The sequence below is a fragment of the Microvirga sp. CF3062 genome, assembly GCF_036314045.1.
In the GTDB taxonomy this organism is placed as follows: Bacteria; Pseudomonadota; Alphaproteobacteria; order Rhizobiales; family Beijerinckiaceae; genus Microvirga.
Genome location: NZ_JAYGGN010000003.1, coordinates 121,107 through 138,243 on the forward strand (window position 1 = coordinate 121,107; position 17,137 = coordinate 138,243).

14 protein-coding genes are annotated in these 17,137 nt (G+C 64.5%); 6 read left to right on the top strand and 8 right to left on the bottom strand.

The window, feature by feature from the left end; translation table 11 throughout:
* Positions 1 to 49 precede the first annotated feature (49 nt).
* Positions 50 to 2,014 carry a nucleoside-diphosphate sugar epimerase/dehydratase gene (locus VB618_RS06765; RefSeq protein WP_329795825.1) on the top strand — a complete coding sequence of 655 codons (1,965 nt, stop codon included), beginning with the start codon at positions 50 to 52 and terminating at the stop codon, positions 2,012 to 2,014.
* On the opposite strand, the gene VB618_RS06770 is transcribed toward VB618_RS06765, so the two are convergent.
* The 6 genes from VB618_RS06770 to VB618_RS06795 form a co-directional block, all read right to left on the bottom strand.
* On the bottom strand, positions 1,947 to 2,888 hold the full coding sequence (locus VB618_RS06770) for an NAD-dependent epimerase/dehydratase family protein (RefSeq protein WP_329795826.1): 942 nt from the start codon (positions 2,886 to 2,888) through the stop codon (positions 1,947 to 1,949). The genes VB618_RS06765 and VB618_RS06770 overlap by 68 nt on opposite strands.
* Positions 2,888 to 3,919, bottom strand: a complete 1,032-nt coding sequence (locus VB618_RS06775) for a glycosyl transferase (RefSeq protein ID WP_329795827.1) — start codon at positions 3,917 to 3,919, stop codon at positions 2,888 to 2,890. Before VB618_RS06775 ends, VB618_RS06770 begins: the two co-directional genes overlap by 1 nt.
* Before the next feature lie 5 nt (positions 3,920 to 3,924).
* Positions 3,925 to 4,932, bottom strand: coding sequence for an NAD-dependent epimerase/dehydratase family protein (locus VB618_RS06780; protein ID WP_329795828.1), 1,008 nt, complete (start codon positions 4,930 to 4,932; stop codon positions 3,925 to 3,927).
* 106 nt (positions 4,933 to 5,038) lie between these two features.
* Positions 5,039 to 6,412, bottom strand: coding sequence for a calcium-binding protein (locus tag VB618_RS06785; RefSeq protein ID WP_329795829.1), 1,374 nt, complete (start codon positions 6,410 to 6,412; stop codon positions 5,039 to 5,041).
* A 197-nt stretch (positions 6,413 to 6,609) separates the two neighbouring features.
* Entirely contained in the window at positions 6,610 to 7,521 is a 912-nt protein-coding gene (locus tag VB618_RS06790) for an MBL fold metallo-hydrolase (RefSeq protein WP_329795830.1), read from the bottom strand.
* A gap of 204 nt (positions 7,522 to 7,725) precedes the next feature.
* Positions 7,726 to 10,272, bottom strand: a complete 2,547-nt coding sequence (locus tag VB618_RS06795) for an ABC transporter ATP-binding protein (RefSeq protein WP_329795831.1) — start codon at positions 10,270 to 10,272, stop codon at positions 7,726 to 7,728.
* Positions 10,273 to 10,644: 372 nt separating this feature from the next.
* Between VB618_RS06795 and VB618_RS06800 the strand changes: the two genes are divergently transcribed.
* From VB618_RS06800 to VB618_RS06810, 3 genes are all read left to right on the top strand, one after another.
* Entirely contained in the window at positions 10,645 to 11,199 is a 555-nt protein-coding gene (locus tag VB618_RS06800; protein WP_329795832.1) for a tetratricopeptide repeat protein, read from the top strand.
* A gap of 128 nt (positions 11,200 to 11,327) precedes the next feature.
* The gene (locus VB618_RS06805) at positions 11,328 to 12,224 is read left to right on the top strand and encodes a DMT family transporter (RefSeq protein ID WP_329795833.1); all 897 of its coding nucleotides are present in this window, start codon (positions 11,328 to 11,330) and stop codon (positions 12,222 to 12,224) included.
* A 54-nt stretch (positions 12,225 to 12,278) separates the two neighbouring features.
* The gene (locus VB618_RS06810; RefSeq protein WP_329795834.1) at positions 12,279 to 12,776 is read left to right on the top strand and encodes an MmcB family DNA repair protein; all 498 of its coding nucleotides are present in this window, start codon (positions 12,279 to 12,281) and stop codon (positions 12,774 to 12,776) included.
* A gap of 5 nt (positions 12,777 to 12,781) precedes the next feature.
* Here VB618_RS06810 and VB618_RS06815 read toward each other — a convergent pair whose 3' ends face one another.
* Positions 12,782 to 13,339, bottom strand: a complete 558-nt coding sequence (locus tag VB618_RS06815) for an ActR/PrrA/RegA family redox response regulator transcription factor (protein ID WP_329795836.1) — start codon at positions 13,337 to 13,339, stop codon at positions 12,782 to 12,784.
* A gap of 80 nt (positions 13,340 to 13,419) precedes the next feature.
* Positions 13,420 to 14,775: an ActS/PrrB/RegB family redox-sensitive histidine kinase gene (locus tag VB618_RS06820; protein WP_329796152.1), complete on the bottom strand. Its 1,356-nt coding sequence runs from the start codon at positions 14,773 to 14,775 to the stop codon at positions 13,420 to 13,422.
* Between the two features lie 250 nt (positions 14,776 to 15,025).
* On the opposite strand from VB618_RS06820, the gene VB618_RS06825 reads away from it, so the two are divergent.
* Together VB618_RS06825 and VB618_RS06830 are read left to right on the top strand one after the other, a co-directional pair.
* Positions 15,026 to 16,288 (top strand): polyhydroxyalkanoate depolymerase, encoded by a 1,263-nt coding sequence (locus VB618_RS06825; RefSeq protein ID WP_329795837.1) that lies wholly within the window; start codon positions 15,026 to 15,028, stop codon positions 16,286 to 16,288.
* A gap of 76 nt (positions 16,289 to 16,364) precedes the next feature.
* Complete coding sequence (locus VB618_RS06830; RefSeq protein ID WP_329795838.1) at positions 16,365 to 17,108, top strand: M48 family metallopeptidase; 744 nt, start codon at positions 16,365 to 16,367, stop codon at positions 17,106 to 17,108.
* Positions 17,109 to 17,137: the final 29 nt, after the last annotated feature.

The window sequence follows — 17,137 nt, forward strand, 5'->3', positions numbered from 1 at the left end:
ACAAAGAGGTGAGCCCATCCGATACCCCGGGGCAGCAGACGGCAGGGCCATGAATCGGCAGGACTTCAAGAAAACTCTCATCGTTGTGCATGATCTCGTGATGACGGGCGTGGCCGTTCTCGCGACGTTTTTCGTGCGTTTCGAGGGAGGCCTTCTGAACGAGCGACTCGTCCACCTGCCCCTCTTCCTGCCCCCCTTCATCGCCTTCGCGGGCGTGGTCTACTGGTTCTCCCATCTCTACCGCTCCAAGTGGCGGTTCGCCTCCCTGCCGGACCTGTTCAACATTTTCCGGGCCTCCAGCATCCTGGCGATGAGCCTGCTGGTGGTCGATTACATCCTTGTGTCGCCTCAGTTGCTGGGCACCTTCTTCTTCGGCAAGATCTCGATCGCTCTCTACTGGCTGATCCAGATGTTCCTGCTGGGCGGCCCGCGACTCGCCTTCCGCTATGTGAAATACGCCCGGTCCCGAAACAGCCTGCAGCGCGATGCCAGCACGCCGACCCTGCTGCTGGGGCGTGTCGCCGACGTCGAGGTGATCCTGCGGGCCATCGAGGCGGGCACGGTCAAGAAGATCCAGCCCAGGGGCATTCTCTCCTACCGCAGCGACGATCTCGGCCAGTCCATGCGCGGCGTCCCGGTGCTCGGCACCTTCGGCGACCTCGATCAGGTGGTGCAGGACTTCCAGGAGCGTGGCGTGCCCATTCGCCGGCTGGTGGCGACCCCGAGCGCGCTGACGCCGGAAGCGAACCCGGACATGCTGCTCGCACGGGCACGGCGCTTAGGCCTTCCGCTGGTGCGGGTCACGAGCCTCGGCGAGGGCATGCGCAACGCCGAACTCGCGCCGCTCGAGATCGAGGACCTGCTCCTGCGCCCCACCGTACAGATCGACCGGCAGCGGCTCGAGACCTTCATCCGCGGCAAGCGGGTGCTCGTCACGGGCGGCGGCGGCTCCATCGGGGCCGAGATCTGCACCCGCGCTGTGGCCTTCGGAGCGAGCGATCTTATGATCCTCGAAAGCTCCGAGCCGTCCCTGCACCACATTCTTGAGAACCCGACGCTTCTGTCCAGTGACACCAACGTGGACGGCGTGATTGCCGACGTGCGCGACCGGGAGCGGGTGCGCGAGGTCATGAACGCGTTCAAGCCGGATGTGGTCTTCCACGCGGCCGCCCTCAAGCATGTGCCCTATCTCGAGAAGAACTGGACCGAAGGCATCAAAACCAATGTCTTCGGCTCGGTGAACGTAGCCGATGCGGCGGTCGAGGCTGGGGCCGACACCATCGTGATGATTTCTACCGACAAGGCCATCGATCCGGTCTCCATGCTGGGCGCCACCAAGCGCTTTGCCGAGATGTACGGGCAGGCGCTCGATGCCGAGTTCATGGGCCGCAACGGCGCCACCCGCACCATCGCGGTGCGCTTCGGCAACGTGCTGGGATCTGTGGGCTCCGTGGTGCCGAAGTTCAAGGCCCAGATCGCCCGCGGCGGACCCGTCACCGTTACCCACCCGGACATGGTGCGCTACTTCATGACCACCCGCGAGGCGGCGGACCTGGTGCTCACCTCCGCGTCCCATGCGGAGGAAAGCCGCATCCTGACCGCGCGCTCCAATGGCGACGAGCGCGCCTCGGTCTATGTGCTGAAGATGGGGCAGCCCGTGCGCATCTACGAATTGGCCGAGCGCATGATCCGGCTCGCAGGATACGAGCCGGGCGATGATATCGAGATCGCCGTTACCGGCGCGCGGGCCGGCGAGCGCCTGCACGAGATCCTGTTCGCCCGTGAGGAGCCGCGCACGGAAATCGGCATCGACGGCGTCATGGCGGCACAGCCCATCTTTGCCGATCGTGAGCGGGTCGAGCAATGGCTCAAGATCCTGGACCGTGCCCTGGTCGAGGGCGACCGTGCCCTGGCCGAGCGGGTGTTCGAGGAGGCGATCCCGGAGTTCAAGCGCCGGACGCCTGCCCCCCAGCTTGCCGCGCCAGTTCCGCAAGCGCGTCTCGCGTCGAACTGACCGGCTGCCAGCCTAAGCCCCTCAAAGCTTCCGGGCTCGCCACCAGCGATCCCGCCAGCCGCTGATAGGCCTCGCCTTTTCCCGCCAGAGCCGCCGCCCCTTTAAGAACGAAGGACGGAACCGGAATCAGCCCCGGCCCGCGGCTTAAGCCCTCGCGCAGGGCGGTGACCATCTCGGGGATCGTCACCGGCTCCGGATCGGCCACGATGAAGGGGCGCCTCAAGGGTCCATCCGCCTTCAGCACCGTGTCCACGGCGGCCGCCAGGTTGTCGAGGCAGAGAAGCGAGCGCTTGGCCTTGAGACCGCCGAGCGGCAGGGGCCAGGGCGATTGCGCCAGGGCGAGGAGCGCGGCCATGTTGCCCTTCACGCCGGGGCCGTAGACGAGCACCGGGCGAAGGGCCACCCAGTCGAGGCCGAGTGCAGCAAGTCCCCGCTCGGCTTCGAGCTTGGAGCGGCCATAGGCATCCGTAGGTTTCGGCTCCATGTCCTCCGTCAGCACACCCTCGGCCGAAGGCCCGCTCTGGGCGCGGATCGAGGAGAGGAAGACGAAGCGCTTCACGCCGGCCCGCTCGGCCGATTGGGCGAGCTTCACCGTCGCGTCCGTGTTGATGCTGCGGTAATCGTCCTCTGGCCGGCCCGACATGGCATGCGCCAGGCCCGCCGAGTGGATCACCATGTCCACGTCGCGCAGGGCCGCCGCCATGTTGTGCGGCGAGGCGATGTCGCCGATCACCGCACTGGCGGCGCCCGCCGGCACCTCGGAGGGGCGGCGCAGCAGCACCCGGACCCGGTAGCCGCGTTTGGGAAGTTCCGTGAGGAGATGACGTCCGATGAAACCCGTTGCGCCGGTCAGGGCAATCAGGGGTGCGTTCATCAAGAAACCTCCAAAGGAATTTTCTGGCGTGGTGTGGAAAAGCGCCTGAGGACCAGGCCGACGAGGACGATCCCCGAGACGAGGGCTGCAACTTGCACGGCGCCCGAGGACCAGACCAATGTCATAGCGGCGAGACCGGCCAGGGCAAGGTTGAGCCCGAACACATGGGCGCTGACTTCGAGCGCCGAGAAGCCGTTGTCGGTGGCCTTCTGGTAGAAATGGCTGCGATGGGCCTCCCATACTTTTTCACGCCGCGCGAGGCGGCGCAGCAGGGTGATGGTGGCGTCCATGAGATAGTAGAGCGGCAGCAGGAGAGCGGCGGCAAGCGCGCCGGTTCCGGCGAGTTGCAGCAGCATCCAGCCGACGAGAAGGCCGATGGGGAGCGAACCCACATCGCCGAGAAAGAGCCGGGCGACGGGCTTGTTGAACGGTGCGAAGCCGAGGAGCGCGCCGCAGAGTGAGGCGGCAACGATTGCGGGTGCCGGAGGAAAGCCCAGGAGCCAAAGCACGGCGATGAAAGCCGTGATCGGAGCCATCTCGGTGACGGTGATCCAATCGAGCCCGTCCATGAAGTTCACGAGATTGACGAACCAGACGCCGCCGAAAATGAGCAGAGCCTGTTCCAGGCCCAGCGGCATCCACTCGGGAAAGATGCGGACCCTGCTGACGAGAACCACAGTGGCCACGGCCACCACCTGCAGAAGAAGGCGCGGCACCGCCGACAGAGGGCGGATGTCGTCGATGGCCCCGACAAGAGCAAGACCCAGGGCAGCAGCCGCAACGAAGAGAAAGGACGAGAGCGAAAAGCCCAGGGTCGCCAGGACTGCACCGCTGACAAAAAGGGCTGCGCCGACCACTGCGATTCCGCCGCCCTGGGGCGTCGGCACCTTGTGGCTCGAGCGGGCATTGGGACGAGCCAGGGCGTAGCGGACGAGCAGCGGCTTCAGCACCGCGATGAGGCCCATTGAGAGAAAGGCAGCTCCGGTCAGGCTGAGTGACAGAATGGCGATCACCACGACATCAAGGGACATGCCGATCACGCCCCGTGATAGTCGCGATACCACGCGACGAAGCGGCTGATGCCCTCCTCCAGGGACGTGGCGGGCGCAAAGCCCACGTCGCGGCGCAGATCCGTGACATCGGCGCGGGTCTCCAGCACGTCGCCCGGCGGCAGGGGCACGTCGACCCGGTTCGCCTTGCGACCCAGGGCCTCCTCGATCAGCGCAATCAGCCGGTTCACCTCCTCAGGACGATCGTTGCCGATGTTGTAGACCCGGTGCGGTGCAGCACTCGTGGCCGGATCGGGAGCTTCCGCGTTCCAGGCCGGGTCGGGTACGGGCGCGCGCTCCACCAGCCGCACGATGCCCTCCACGATGTCGTCCACGTACGTGAAGTCGCGCCAGACCTGTCCGGCATTGGCGACCTCGATCTGGCGTCCTTCCGCGATGGCATGGGTGAACTTGTACACTGCCATGTCGGGCCGGCCCCAGGGCCCGTAGACCGTGAAGAAGCGCAGGCCTGTGGAGGGTAGACCGAACAGGGAGGCGTAGGAATGCGCCATCATCTCGTTGGCCTTCTTGGTGGCGGCATAGAGACTGATCGGATGGTCCGTGGTGTCGTGCTCGGAGAAGGGCAGCTTGCGGTTGGCGCCGTAGACCGAGCTCGACGAGGCATAGACGAGATGCTGCACGTCTCCGTGCCGGCAGGCCTCCAGGGTGTTCATGAAGCCCATGAGGTTGGAGGCGGCATAGGGCTGCGGATCGACGAAGCGCACGCCGGGCTGGGCGGCCAGATGAATCACCCGCTCGAACCGATGGTGCTGGAACAGATCGCGGGTGGCCTGCTGGTCGGCCAGATCGAGGCGCTCGCCCAAAAAGGTGTTGTGCGGCGTGAGCCTGGCGAAGCGGGCCTCTTTCAGGCCGATGTCGTAATAGGGCGTGAAGCTGTCGACACCCACCACCTGATGGCCGTCGGCCAGGAGCCGCTCGACCACATGAAAGCCGATGAACCCGGCCGCACCGGTGACAAGAATGGGAGCTGACATAAAGGGGCCCGCTGAGTGAATTGGCGGGCACCATAGTGGATTTTTCGGCAAAGGGGAGAGCTTTGGCGCGCGAGAGACGCCGCAGCCGTTTGTTCTGCCCGCCGGCTCAGACGACGAAGAAATCCTTGTGCGTCATGGCAAGGTTCTTGGAGAGGCTGGCGATCTCCACCGCCTTGCCTCGGCCCGAACCATCGGCGTCGTACAGAAGCACGCCCTTCTTGTCGTTGTAGATGATGTAGTCGTTCCGGTCCTTGGCCTTGTCGCCGATGGTGAAGTAGCTGCTCTTCAACTGCGCCGGCTTGTTCTCCGAGCCGGATCTGCCGAGCTTGGTGAAGACCGCATTGTCGAGCCAGATCGAGTCGTCCGTCACCTTGAAATCCGCGATCTTGTCCTTGTTCGTCCTGGTGTTGACCTTCGTATCGAACGCGAAGGTATCCTTGCCGGAATCGCCTTTCAGGGTGTCATTACCCGATCCTCCCCAGAGCTTGTCGTTGCCCGCTCCCCCGGAGAGCTTGTCCTTGCCGCCATAGCCATAGAGCTTGTCACTGCGGGACGTGCCCTTGAGAACATCGGCGCGGTTGATCCACAGGTCTGCACCAAGGGTCGTGGAAACGGTCCGGTACAGATCGCTGACAAGGATCTTGAACGTAATCGGCGCGAAGGATGCCGGTGCGCTCTCGGATGAGGGCTTCGAAACGAAGACGAGATTCTGCAAAGCAGCCTGCACCTGGGCCGGAGCGCCGCTGATCGTATAGGTGCCGGTGGCAGAATTATACGTTCCGCCGCCGAGGCTCGTGGCCAGGAACATGCCGCGATTGGGATCGCTGATGCCGACGCTGAGCGTAAGGTTGTCCCCGTTAGCGTCGGTGACGGTGAAGGGTGCGAAGGGGGCCGCCGAATCGGAAATCGTGATCTTGGACGGATTGCCGCCGATGCTGGGCGGAAGGTTTCCGCCGGCATTGGGATCGTTGCCGCCGGTCGGTCCGCCCTGATGCGGCAACCACTTCGTGAAGGTGACGAAATCCCTCGTAGAGTCGCCACCCTTATTGGAAATAAAAATCTGGATCTTCCGGGAGAAGTCGTCTTCAAGCGTCGCTTGTGTATTCTTGTAGGTCAGGGCACGCAGAAATATCTGAACTGCCTCCTGAGTAGCGGGACGATCTTGTCCAGTGACGTCGTCCCAAAACTGGATGCCGATAGCGCCGTTATTTGAAGTGCTCATTATCTTTCCGGAAGACCCGCCCATCGTGATGATGCTGCCGGGATTGAGGCCGTCCGAGAGAGTCACCCCGCTGTTGGGAGCAATGCCGAGAAAATCATGCGCCCGATCATACTCCATGATTCCGACAAGTATGTTGATGATGCCATGGCCGCTGTAGAGCTTGGCATCGGAATTCCAGTCGAGATGGTGGGAGACGTTTGTTTCCGTAATCCGGTGGAAATCGCCATTCAGCCCCGTCGTGAAAATGGTAGTCGCCATAAAAAACCCCTTGCATCACGGTTTGCATTACCGGCTCTCGCTGCAATGCTCATACAAAGAGTCATTATACGTTATAAAATGGCGTTTCAATGAAATTGCCTCTGCGGAAGTGCAGCCTTGTGCCCTAGCGCACAGGAGGGCGCTGGAAAGCGTTGAAGGAGCCAGTCTGTCAGTTGCAGATTTAGACCAGAATTGAGTTAGCCCTGCCCGGCCTGCGCCAGAACAGCCTCTGAGCAATCGGTGTCCGTATCTTCATCCACCGGCTCGAACGTCAGGCTCTGCCGCTCGCGGGCCATGAAGGCGGCGGGCATGACGGCCTGCATCTCGGCCTCGGCGGCTTTCAGGTAGGCATCATCATGGCCGGGATAGAGGTGGAAGACCGCCAGGGCCTTCACGCCGGCGGCCTTCGAGAGCTCCACGCCCTTCTGCCAGGTGGAATGGCCCCAGCCGCGGCAATATGAGTATTCGGCATCCGAGAACATGCCGTCGAAGATCATCAGGTCAGTGTTGCGGACGAAGGCGGCGAGATCCGGATCGGGCCAGGGGTCGCTGTGCTCCACGTCGCTGATGTAGCAGACGCTGCGGCCGCCATGGCTGAGGCGGTAGCCGGTGGCGCCGCCGGGGTGATTGAGGAGGTGGGTTTCGATCCGGGTGCCGTCGTCGAAGGTGATCGGCTCGCCTGCGCGGAAGCCGTGATACTCAAACCGGGCCGGAAGCTGGCCGAGACGCACCGGAAACAGGGGCGGGGCGAAGAGCCTGCCCAAAGGCTCCATGGCGCTCTCGCCCTCCAGATGCCCGCAATAGGTGCGGATCACGCGCTCCTTGGCAAGAAGCGCCGGCTTGAAGAAAGGCAGGCCGCTGATGTGGTCGAGGTGCAGATGGCTGAGGAGAATATCGATCTTCTCGGGGGCGTTCGGGCCGAGCTCCATGCCGAGGGCGGAGAGGCCGGTGCCCGCATCGAGGATGAAGAGACGCTCGCCGCATCGAACCTCGACGCAGGGCGTGTGCGATCCGAACTCGACGAACTGAGGTCCGGATGCGCAGGTGGAGCCGCGTGTGCCCCAGAACCGGACCTGCAATGCGTCAGAGGATGCAACACGCCTTACCATGGCAGGATCATGATGTAACGAAAACCCCTCTTATGTGCGCTGGCGCACATGAACCGCGATAAGCTGCCCACGAGAAGAACGGCTGGTCAAGAGCATCGGACCCAAAAGTGGAAGCCACTTTTGGGTCCGATGCTCCTGATCTTGGCTGGCGCATCCTGCGGACAAGCGGATGGCTTGTCCGCAGGATGCGCTGGGCAGAAAGTGTCACGCACTCAAGGCCTCCAGACGCCGGGTGCGGCGCTCCATCACGGGCTCGCCCCGCTCGAAATGGATAACAGCATCGAAGGGCGGTTGATCCATGGCCGGCGAGATTGCGGGCGTCACGAGGATCAGGCCGCGGCCGACGAGAGCCCGGCGCAGGTTCATCACCAGCTTGTCGGCAGCCGGTCCCGGCAGGCCGTCGAGCGCCCGCTGAACCACCAAAATGCTCGGGCGGCGCACGAGGCCGCGCACGAGATCGACGGCCGCAAGCTCGGTGAGGGTGAGATCGTCCCCTTGAGGATCGATCGGCGTGTCGAGCCCGATGCGCGAGACCTCGCCGTCGAGGCCGCGCTGGGTCAGCACCCGGCGGGTCACCTCCTGCACCGCATCGAGGGCGCCTGCCCGGTCGGCGGCGATGCGTCCGAAGAGAAGGTTATCCTGGATGCTCGCCGCCGCGCAGAACCGCGCCTCGTCGTAGAACTCGATGGCAGATTTCAGGCTCACCGGCAGCATGCGGGCGAAATCAGCGCGGGCCACGAGGATGCGCTCCTCCAAGCCCGGTTCGAGCAACCCTAAGCGGTGCCGGCTCTCATTGTAGCGAAGCGCCAGCCCGATCAGGCGCTCCTGATCCCGGGAGGTTTTGTCGCTGCGTCGCTGCTCGTTGCGTCGGTCGACGAGATCCTGGAAGTAGGGCCGGTCGGCCGCCGAGAAGAACGAGAAGCGGTCGAAGAGCGGTGACCCGTCCGGGATCTCCGCGAATATCTCGATCATGCTGGTGGCAATGGACAGTCCCATGCGGGCGAGCGGCTTGGTGAGCTCGTTGGCCTCCAGGATGGCGCGCACGAAGGGGTGCCCCGACAGGCGATCCTCATGGAAGGCATCCCCGATCGGCTTTCCGAAGAGCAGGTTCTCGCCGATCGTGGCGTAGCGGTTGTAGCGTGTGGCGCTGAACGGGTCGACGAAGCGGTCGAGGTCCTCGGCGGCGAGCGCCGCCTCGACGAAGCGGCGCGCCTCCACGATGGCGGCCGCGAACTTCGGTTCCTGCTTGGGGTCGATGGTCCCGGACAGGCCGCGGGCATGGGTCAGGCGGTCGAGTCCGGCAATGGCGATGGCCTCGGAGAGGCGATGCTTCAGTTCGCCTGCCGGTGCGGAGCAGCCATAGAGCAGGTTGTCCTTCAGGCTGCCCTCGATCAGCACCGTCGAACCCGTAAAGGCGATGCGCTGGCTGCGCTCCACGGGGTTGGCGGCGGCGAGGTCCACACCGCCATAGGTCAGGCGTCCCATCGACGGCGGCAGCTGGCCGCTCATGAGCGCCGCGAGAAGCCTCGGACCTGTGTCCCCGTCGCCCACAAGGGCCACGTGCGACGGGAAGGCGAGGGTGAGGTTGACCGACGCAACGCGCGCTCCGCTCGCGGGGTCATAGGCGGAGACACCTTGGGCCATGAGCGCGCCGTTCTCGGGCAGGCTGGCCTTTCCCTTCAGAGCCGCGCGCAGCTTCAACGGCGCCAGGCCCTTGCCGAGGTCGATGAGCAGTGCCCTGGCCCGCATGATCAGCCGGTGCCACTGGACCACCTCGCGGGTGCCGTAGGCGGCGAGCGCGGCTGCGAGCACGCTGGCCGCGACCGTTCCGGCCGTCAAGGGACGAGATTGGGAGAACCAGGCCCCGAGAGCCAGAACCGCCAGGGGGGCGATCATGAGCACGGCCGCAGAGGCGGCCTCGGTGATGGCCAAGCGGTACTCCTCCCGCATCACCGGGCGATGGCCGCTCATGAGAGCCCGGCGCACCCGGTCGCGCTCGAAAGGCGCGGTGCCGTGCGCGCGCAGGGCCGGCAGGCGCTGCTCGAGGTCCGTGAACACGCCTTCGGCCTTGTCGCCTTCCCGATGGCGGGCCGCGGCGGCGTCGAAGCGCAGGAGCGCGCGGCGCGCGCTCACGACCATGGCGAGGGCAAGGACCACCGCCAGAACGGCGCCCAGGTGCCAGTCCGTGACGAACACATAGGCACAGGCCAGTCCAATCATGCCGCCGAGCTTCACCGGGATCAGGAGGCTCGATCCCAGCACACCGTTTTCGCGGGCTAGCCCCCGGGAGGCGAGCGCCGAGATCATGGCAATCTCGTCGTGAGAGGCGGAGGGCACTTTCAGGATGATGTCGAGGGCGGCCGACTGGGCCCGCATCAGCATCCGCACGCCGATGCCGACCGCCACCCATTCGAGCGCCACCAGGATCAGGCCGATGAGCAGAGGAATGGCCAGTACGCCGATGACGGCCGCGAGGGCGAAGGCTTCAGGGTCAAGTGCAAAGCCGGGAAACAGAACCAGGGAGCCCGGCCACAGGTCAGCCGGGGGAGTGAGGGCAATCCGCAGGAAGGCGGCCGGCGCATTCCAGGCGTCAGTGCCGCCGGTCGCCCGGTCGACGATCTGCCGGACCAGATCGAAGCCGATCAGAATCAGAAAGCCCGCCAGCACCAGGAGGCCGAAGCCGGCAAGATGGCGGACGGGCGAGGTTCTCCAGGCCAGGCGCAGAGGGTCGCGCTCGATGACGGCTCCCAAGGGCAGCTCCAATGATCGTTCAGGTTCAGTGACGTTAGCGGAACCTAGAGCATCGGCCCCAAAAGTGGAAACCACTTTTGGGATCCGTCCGATGCTCAATTCTTTAAATAGCGCATCGTGTTGAGCGGAAAACCCGAGCCACTTTTCACCAGCGTGGCCCTTCGGGTCGCTTGCACGAGCCTTCGGTTCCGCACGATGCACGAGCATTTTTCGACTCGGTGGAGGAGAGTCGCGGTCAAAAAGTACGCTCAGATACACACATGGGCTGTCCCCTGTTTCGGCATCGGTGCCGATTTGCCTCTCGCCGCGCCGCGCTTGGACTCTATGTCCCCTCCCTTAGCTGCCTGCCATGGAGGATCGGTGAGCCCGCCCATGACGTCCCCCCTGCCGATCGATCCGGTGTTCCAGCTCGTTCTCGAGGTTCCGGCGCACACCCCACGTCCGGATCTGCCGCGCCGCCTGACCGCTCTCTTCCAGGAACTCGCCATGGAGGAGCCGCCCCAGCCGGTGGAGGAGATCGAGGACCAGATCTGGGCCCTGTGGAGCTCGCACGAGGACCGCATCGCCGAGGAAACCATGGCGGCGGCCGTCGAGGCCATGGGGTCGGGATCGCTCAAGCAGGCCCGTCCGCTGCTCGATCACCTGGTCGCCATGTATCCGGACTGGCCGGAGGCTTGGAACAAGCGCGCGACGCTTGCCTCCATCGAAAAGCGCGATGCGGACAGCCTGCTCGACATCGCCCAGACCCTGCGCCTCGAGCCGCGCCATTTCGGTGCGGTGGCGGGATTCGGCAATATCTGCCTGCGCCACGGCCACCTCAACGAGGCGCGCGCCGCCTTCCAGATCGCGCTCGGCATCAATCCGCACATGGAAGACCTGCGCGACATGCTGGAGAACCTGTCGCCGCATCACCTGATGCTGCATTAGGAATTGGTCAGCCCGCTTTGCGGTCGTGCCGCAGGATCGCTGGCTCGTGGCGGATCCCTCGCCACGATCATGCCAGCCCCTCGCTCCCGGCATTTGCAACCTTCCACAAGGCCGAGCTATCCAACACCATGGCTCTTCGCGATCTCTTCCTGATGTTTCTCGTCTGCTTCCTGTGGGCGGCCCATACCATCGTCAGCAAGATCGTCGTCTCGGACATGGAAATCCCGCCCCTGTTTTATGCGGCTGTGCGCTTCGGCATCGTGGCCCTGCTCGCTCTTCCGTGGCTGCTGCCGGCCCCACGACCGCGATGGCGCATCCTTCTCGTCGGGTTCCTGATGGGCGGTGGCGGCTTCGCGCTGTTCTTCCTCGGCATCAGGACGGCCAGTCCTTCCAGTGCTGCGATCGTCAGCCAGCTCGGAATCCCGATCACGGCGCTTCTCTCCCTTCTGATCCTGGGCGAGCGGATCGACGGCAGGCGGGCGCTCGGCATCGTGCTGACCTTCGCCGGCGGCGTGCTCGTGATGTGGGACCCGGGTGGCGGCTTTCCGCTCTCCGCGGGCCTCCTCCTGGTTCTGGCCTCCACGGCGGTCGGGTCGCTGGCTGCCGTGATGATGAAACAGATCGAGGGTGTGAAGCCGCTGCAGTTTCAGGCCTGGATCGGGATGGCGTCGGTGGCGCCCATGATCCTCCTGACAACGACCCTCGAGACCGGTCAGGTGGACAGGGTGATGGAGGCTGGCTGGAATTTCGTGGCAGCCCTACTGTTTTCCGCCCTTGTCGTGTCGCTGATCGCTCACACGATCTACTATGGCCTGATCAGGAAATATCCCGCCAACATGATTGCCCCTCTGCTGATCATGAACCCTCTGCTGACGGTGACTCTGGGCATTCTCGTGACGGGCGACCGCTTCGATGCACGGATGGCTCTTGGAACGGGGCTTGCGCTTTGCGGTGTCCTGATCATCGCGGTCCGGCGCAACCACGTCATGCCGCTCGCCTCGGTGCTGTGGGGTCGCTTCCGGTAAAAACGCGACAACGGGGCCGTTGCAGCCAAGCGGTCAGCGGGTACCCTACGCTGCATGTCCGATTCGCCTGCACTCATGTCCCGCCCCATCATCCTGCCCGCCGACGGGCGCCAGTCGCAGGTGGCAGCCGGTGTTCAGCGCGGCGTGCGCCGCCTGTTCTCGCAGCTCGGCCACGTCACGCTGCCGGAATTCACCCTCGCCAACGGACGGCGCGCCGATCTCATCGCGCTCGCACCCGACGGGGCGCTCACGATCATCGAAATCAAGTCGAGCGTGGCTGATTTCCGGGCCGACCGAAAATGGCCCGATTACGAGGATTTCTGCGACCGGTTCTACTTCGCGGTGCCGGAGACCGTGCCGTTCGACATCCTGCCGGAGGATCGCGGCCTGATCATCGCCGACAGCTTCGGCGCGGCGATCCTGCGCGAGGCGTCCCATCACCCTCTGGCAGGCGCGCGGCGCAAGGCCGTGACCCTGCGCTTTGCGCACGCGGCCGCATCGCTGCTGCACGCGCTGGCCGATCCCGACAGGATCGCGGACGGACGGCTTTAGAGGGGTTAGCGCGGAGCGCGCTTGGCGAGAATACGCTGCAGGGTTCGCCGGTGCATGTTGAGGCGCCGGGCCGTCTCCGAGACATTGCGGCCGCACAATTCGTAGACCCGCTGGATGTGCTCCCAGCGCACCCGGTCCGCCGACATGGGATTTTCCGGCGGCAGGGCGCGTTCGCCCGGCTGGGCCATGAGGGCGGCATGGATCTCGTCCGCATCGGCGGGCTTTGCGAGGTAGTCGAAAGCCCCCATCTTCACGGCCGTCACCGCGGTGGCGATGTTGCCGTAGCCGGTGAGGATGACGCCGCGGGCTTCCGGGCGGCGGTTCTTCAGGCGCTCGATCACGTCGAGCCCGTTGCCATCGCCAAGCCGCATGTCGATGACGGCAAAGGCCGGCGGTTCGTTTTCGATGGCCGCAATGCCGTCCGCCACGCTCTCGGCCACGCGAACCTGGTAGCCGCGGCCTTCCATGGCGCGGGCCAGACGGGTCGAAAACGGCCGGTCGTCGTCGACGATCAAGAGACTCTTGTCGGCGCGATCTTCGAATGCGGCAGGCGCATCGGCCATCAGATGATCTCCTTGCATCTTAAGGACTTTCCTCCATGAGGGGAGCTTGTCGGCCCCTCTCTCATATGGGAATTGATCCCCTAACCTTTGAGAGGCTCCAGCGAACCTCCCTGCGGCGAAATTGCCGCACCTCGTTCAAACGCCTGACGAGGCCAAACGATCCGCGCGATGGCGCCCGCGGCTGGCGGCGCCGCGTTCGTCAGGGTCATTTCGGCCCCCGATCGCTCGATCAGGGTCTTGGCGATAAACAGGCCTAGGCCCAGTCCTCCGCCCTCCTCGCTGTCCTCCGTCCGCTCGGCAGCGCTACGGGTGGTCACGTAGGGTTCGCCGATCCTGAGCAGGATATCGGGCGCGTAACCTGGGCCGTCATCCCGGATCTCGATGAAAACCTCGTGAGGAGACCAGCAGGCTTCGATCGTAACCTGGCTCTCGGCAAAGTCCGTGGCGTTGTCGAGGATGTTGGACAGGCCGTAGACGACCCCCGGATTGCGGTGGCACATAGGTTCGGGCCCATCGCCCTTCTTGATCACCTTCACGTCGAAGCCGACCGCCCGCTGCGGCTCGATGACATCCTCCACCAGATGGCTGAGCGAGATTGTCTCCAGGAACTCTTCCTCGTCCTCCTGACCCATTGAGGTGAGCTTCGTCAGGATCGTGCGGCAGCGCTCCACCTGCTCCTGCAGGAGCCGCAGGTCCTCGCCCACGGGCCCGTCCTTGGGCATGGAATGGCTGAGCTCCTTGGTGACTAGCGCGATGGTGGCAAGCGGCGTTCCGAGTTCATGTGCGGCGGCGGCGGCCAAACCGTCGAGTTGGGACAGGTGCTGCTCGCGGGCGAGCACCAGCTCGGTGGCGGCGAGCGCCTGGGCGAGCTGACGGGCCTCCTCGGCCACCCGCCAGGCATAAATGCCGGTGAACGCCGTGCCGAGCAGGATCGCGGTCCAGATCCCCGTCACATAGAGAAAGGGCAGGGAGAAGGTCTGGCCGGGAAACCAAGGAAGGGGCCAATGGGCGAGCACGAGAAACGTCGCGCAGCCGACAGCCAGGAGACCGAGCCCCAGGGTCCGCTCCGGCGTGAGCGCCGTGGCCGAGATGAGGACGGGCGCCAGGAACAGCATGGCGAAGGGGTTTTCGAGTCCGCCGGTCAGATACAGGAGGCCGGCAAGCTGCAGGATATCGAAGGCAAGCAGCGCCGTAGCGACGTTGTCGCTGAGTCGGTGGCTCGCAGGGTACCTGATGCGCAGCAGCAGGTTGACCCAGACCGAGGCGACGATCACCAGAAGGCAAAAGGGGAAGGGCAGGGGGAAGCCGAGTCCGAAGCGGACCCCGATCACTGCCGCGGATTGCCCGGCGATCGCGAGCCAGCGCAGGCGGACCAAGGTGTCCAGGCGCAGGTGCCGGGCATGGTGCGTCAGGTTCTTCGGTTCGATTCTGGACATCATCGAACAGAATAGGGCCGCCCCCCTGTTCGCCAAGCAGAAAGCCCCAGCCTATTTTCCTATCGAGGACTTTGGAAGCGGCATGCAACCCTCAGGTGATGCTCGGAAACCAAAGTATGGTGCCCGTTTTCGCAGTGGACGGACAAGGTTGTTGCAATAGGCTGAAGGAACTTTAATCTTAAAATTACGGTTGAGGATAAAGCCTACCGCATTGGGCGAGAACAGGCACCCGGCCCTTGGGGACCCTTAGATGAACTTTTCTTATGTTTGGTACGATACCGCGCATTGGCTCTTGAGCCCCGCCCGCGCGGCCTCCGATTTGACGAAGCATTTTTTCGATAATCCCGGCAATCCGCTCACCAATACCCCTTACGGCCGCACCGTTTCCGCCGCCTGCGAGTTGTTCGAACGCACCACTCGCCGTTATGGCAAGCCCGCCTTCGACCTGCCCACCACCGTAATCGATGGGGCTAAGGTAGCGGTCACGGAACGGATCGTGTGGGAGCGCCCGTTCTGCCGAATCATCTCTTTTGAGCGGGATCATCCCGCCGCCAGGAGCCAGCCGAAGCTTCTGATCGTGGCGCCCATGTCCGGCCACTATGCCACGCTCCTGCGCGGCACGGTGGAGACCTTCCTGCCCACGCACCAGGTCATGATTACCGACTGGATCGATGCCCGCATGGTGCCTATGGACGAGGGGCGGTTCGATCTCGACGACTACATCGACTACATCAAGGCCCTGTGCCAGGAATTCGGCCCGGACCTGCATCTGATGGCCGTGTGCCAGCCGGCCGTGCCGGTGATCGCGGCGGTCGCGCGGCTCGAGGCCGAAAACGATCCCTGCATTCCCCGCTCCATGACCCTGATGGGCGGCCCCATCGACACCCGCCGCTCCCCCACGGCCGTGAACCGGTTGGCCGAAGAGCGTGGCATCGAATGGTTCGAACGTCACTGCATCACCAAGGTGCCGCCGTCTCATCCGGGCTTCTGGCGCGACGTCTATCCGGGCTTCCAGCAGCTCTCCGGCTTCATGGCCATGAACATCGACCGGCACATGACGGCCCATTGGGACATGTTCAACCACCTGGTGGAGGGCGACGGCGATTCGGCCGAAAAGCACCGGGAGTTCTATGACGAGTACCTCGCCGTCATGGACCTGACGGCCGAGTTCTACCTCCAGACCGTCGAGAAGGTCTTCGTGAATCACGAATTGCCCAAGGGCGAGATGATGCACCGGGACCAGCCGGTGGATCTCATGTCCATCCGGCGCTGCGCCATCATGGCCGTCGAAGGCGAGCGGGACGACATTTCGGGCGTGGGCCAGACCCTGGCCGCCCTCGACTTGACCCCCAACCTGTCCTCCGACAAGAAGCTCTATCATCTACAGGCCGGGGTCGGTCACTATGGCGTCTTCAACGGTTCTCGGTTCAGGTCTCAGATCGCTCCTCGAATCGTTGAATTCACTGAGAATCACGATCGAGAACCAGCCCGGAAGAAGGCGTCAAGGGGCTGAGCCTGTTCTTGATGCGTTCCTAGGAGCGGCAAACGGCTGCGCTGACAGAATCAGCGTGACAGGGCAGATTGCGGATATGAAATCCGCCCTGTTCCGCCGCGTTCCTGCGGACCCGCCTCATCTCAAGGTTCTTCATGAGGGCCAAGCCTTTAAGGTGGCCCTCAAGCGCCGTCCCACGGCCAAACGGATCACCCTGCGCGTTTCCAACGCGACCGGCGAGGTCGTGCTCTCGATCCCCGAGCGCACCGATGTGGGCCTTGCCCAGAAGTTTGCCGACAGCCACAGCCACTGGATCGCCACTCGCCTTGCCAAGGTGCCTGAGCGGGTGATCTTCGAGTCGGGCGCCCTCGTTCCCGTTCGCGGCGTTCCCCACCGGGTCGTCCACTGGACGTCCCTGCGCGGTGTGACCCAGGCGGGCCGCAGCATCGCGGGCGAGCCAATCATTGCCGTAACCGGCGAGGCCGCTCATGTGGCCCGCCGGGTGCGGGACTTCCTCGAAGCGGAGGCCAAGAGGGATTTCGCCGTCGCCGTGAGGAAGCATACGGCCCAGCTCGGCGTGATGGCCAAGCGCATCACCGTGCGCGACACCAAGAGCCGCTGGGGTTCCTGCTCGGCCAATGGGGCGCTCAATTTCTCCTGGCGCCTGATCATGGCCCCGCCCTTCGTGCTCGACTACCTTGCTGCCCATGAGGTCGCGCACCTGCGCGAACTCAATCACTCCCACCGCTTCTGGAAGATCACGCACCAGCTCTGCCCCCGCACCGACGAGGCTGAGGCCTGGCTCAAGACCTACGGCAGCGCCCTGCACCGGATCGGGTGAGGTCGCCTCGCGCCGAAGCGATTCCAGGA

Bases quoted from the DNA above. Each gene is read 5' to 3' on its own strand.
- VB618_RS06790 (WP_329795830.1), bottom strand. From the start codon at position 7,521: ATGGTAAGGCGTGTTGCATCCTCTGACGCATTGCAGGTCCGGTTCTGG.
- VB618_RS06820 (WP_329796152.1), bottom strand. From the start codon at position 14,775: ATGTCCAGAATCGAACCGAAGAACCTGACGCACCATGCCCGGCACCTG.
- VB618_RS06800 (WP_329795832.1), top strand. From the start codon at position 10,645: ATGACGTCCCCCCTGCCGATCGATCCGGTGTTCCAGCTCGTTCTCGAG.
- VB618_RS06810 (WP_329795834.1), top strand. From the start codon at position 12,279: ATGTCCGATTCGCCTGCACTCATGTCCCGCCCCATCATCCTGCCCGCC.
- VB618_RS06770 (WP_329795826.1), bottom strand. From the start codon at position 2,888: ATGAACGCACCCCTGATTGCCCTGACCGGCGCAACGGGTTTCATCGGA.
- VB618_RS06785 (WP_329795829.1), bottom strand. From the start codon at position 6,412: ATGGCGACTACCATTTTCACGACGGGGCTGAATGGCGATTTCCACCGG.
- VB618_RS06780 (WP_329795828.1), bottom strand. From the start codon at position 4,932: ATGTCAGCTCCCATTCTTGTCACCGGTGCGGCCGGGTTCATCGGCTTT.
- VB618_RS06765 (WP_329795825.1), top strand. From the start codon at position 50: ATGAATCGGCAGGACTTCAAGAAAACTCTCATCGTTGTGCATGATCTC.
- VB618_RS06830 (WP_329795838.1), top strand. From the start codon at position 16,365: ATGAAATCCGCCCTGTTCCGCCGCGTTCCTGCGGACCCGCCTCATCTC.
- VB618_RS06825 (WP_329795837.1), top strand. From the start codon at position 15,026: ATGAACTTTTCTTATGTTTGGTACGATACCGCGCATTGGCTCTTGAGC.
- VB618_RS06815 (WP_329795836.1), bottom strand. From the start codon at position 13,339: ATGGCCGATGCGCCTGCCGCATTCGAAGATCGCGCCGACAAGAGTCTC.
- VB618_RS06775 (WP_329795827.1), bottom strand. From the start codon at position 3,919: ATGTCCCTTGATGTCGTGGTGATCGCCATTCTGTCACTCAGCCTGACC.
- VB618_RS06805 (WP_329795833.1), top strand. From the start codon at position 11,328: ATGGCTCTTCGCGATCTCTTCCTGATGTTTCTCGTCTGCTTCCTGTGG.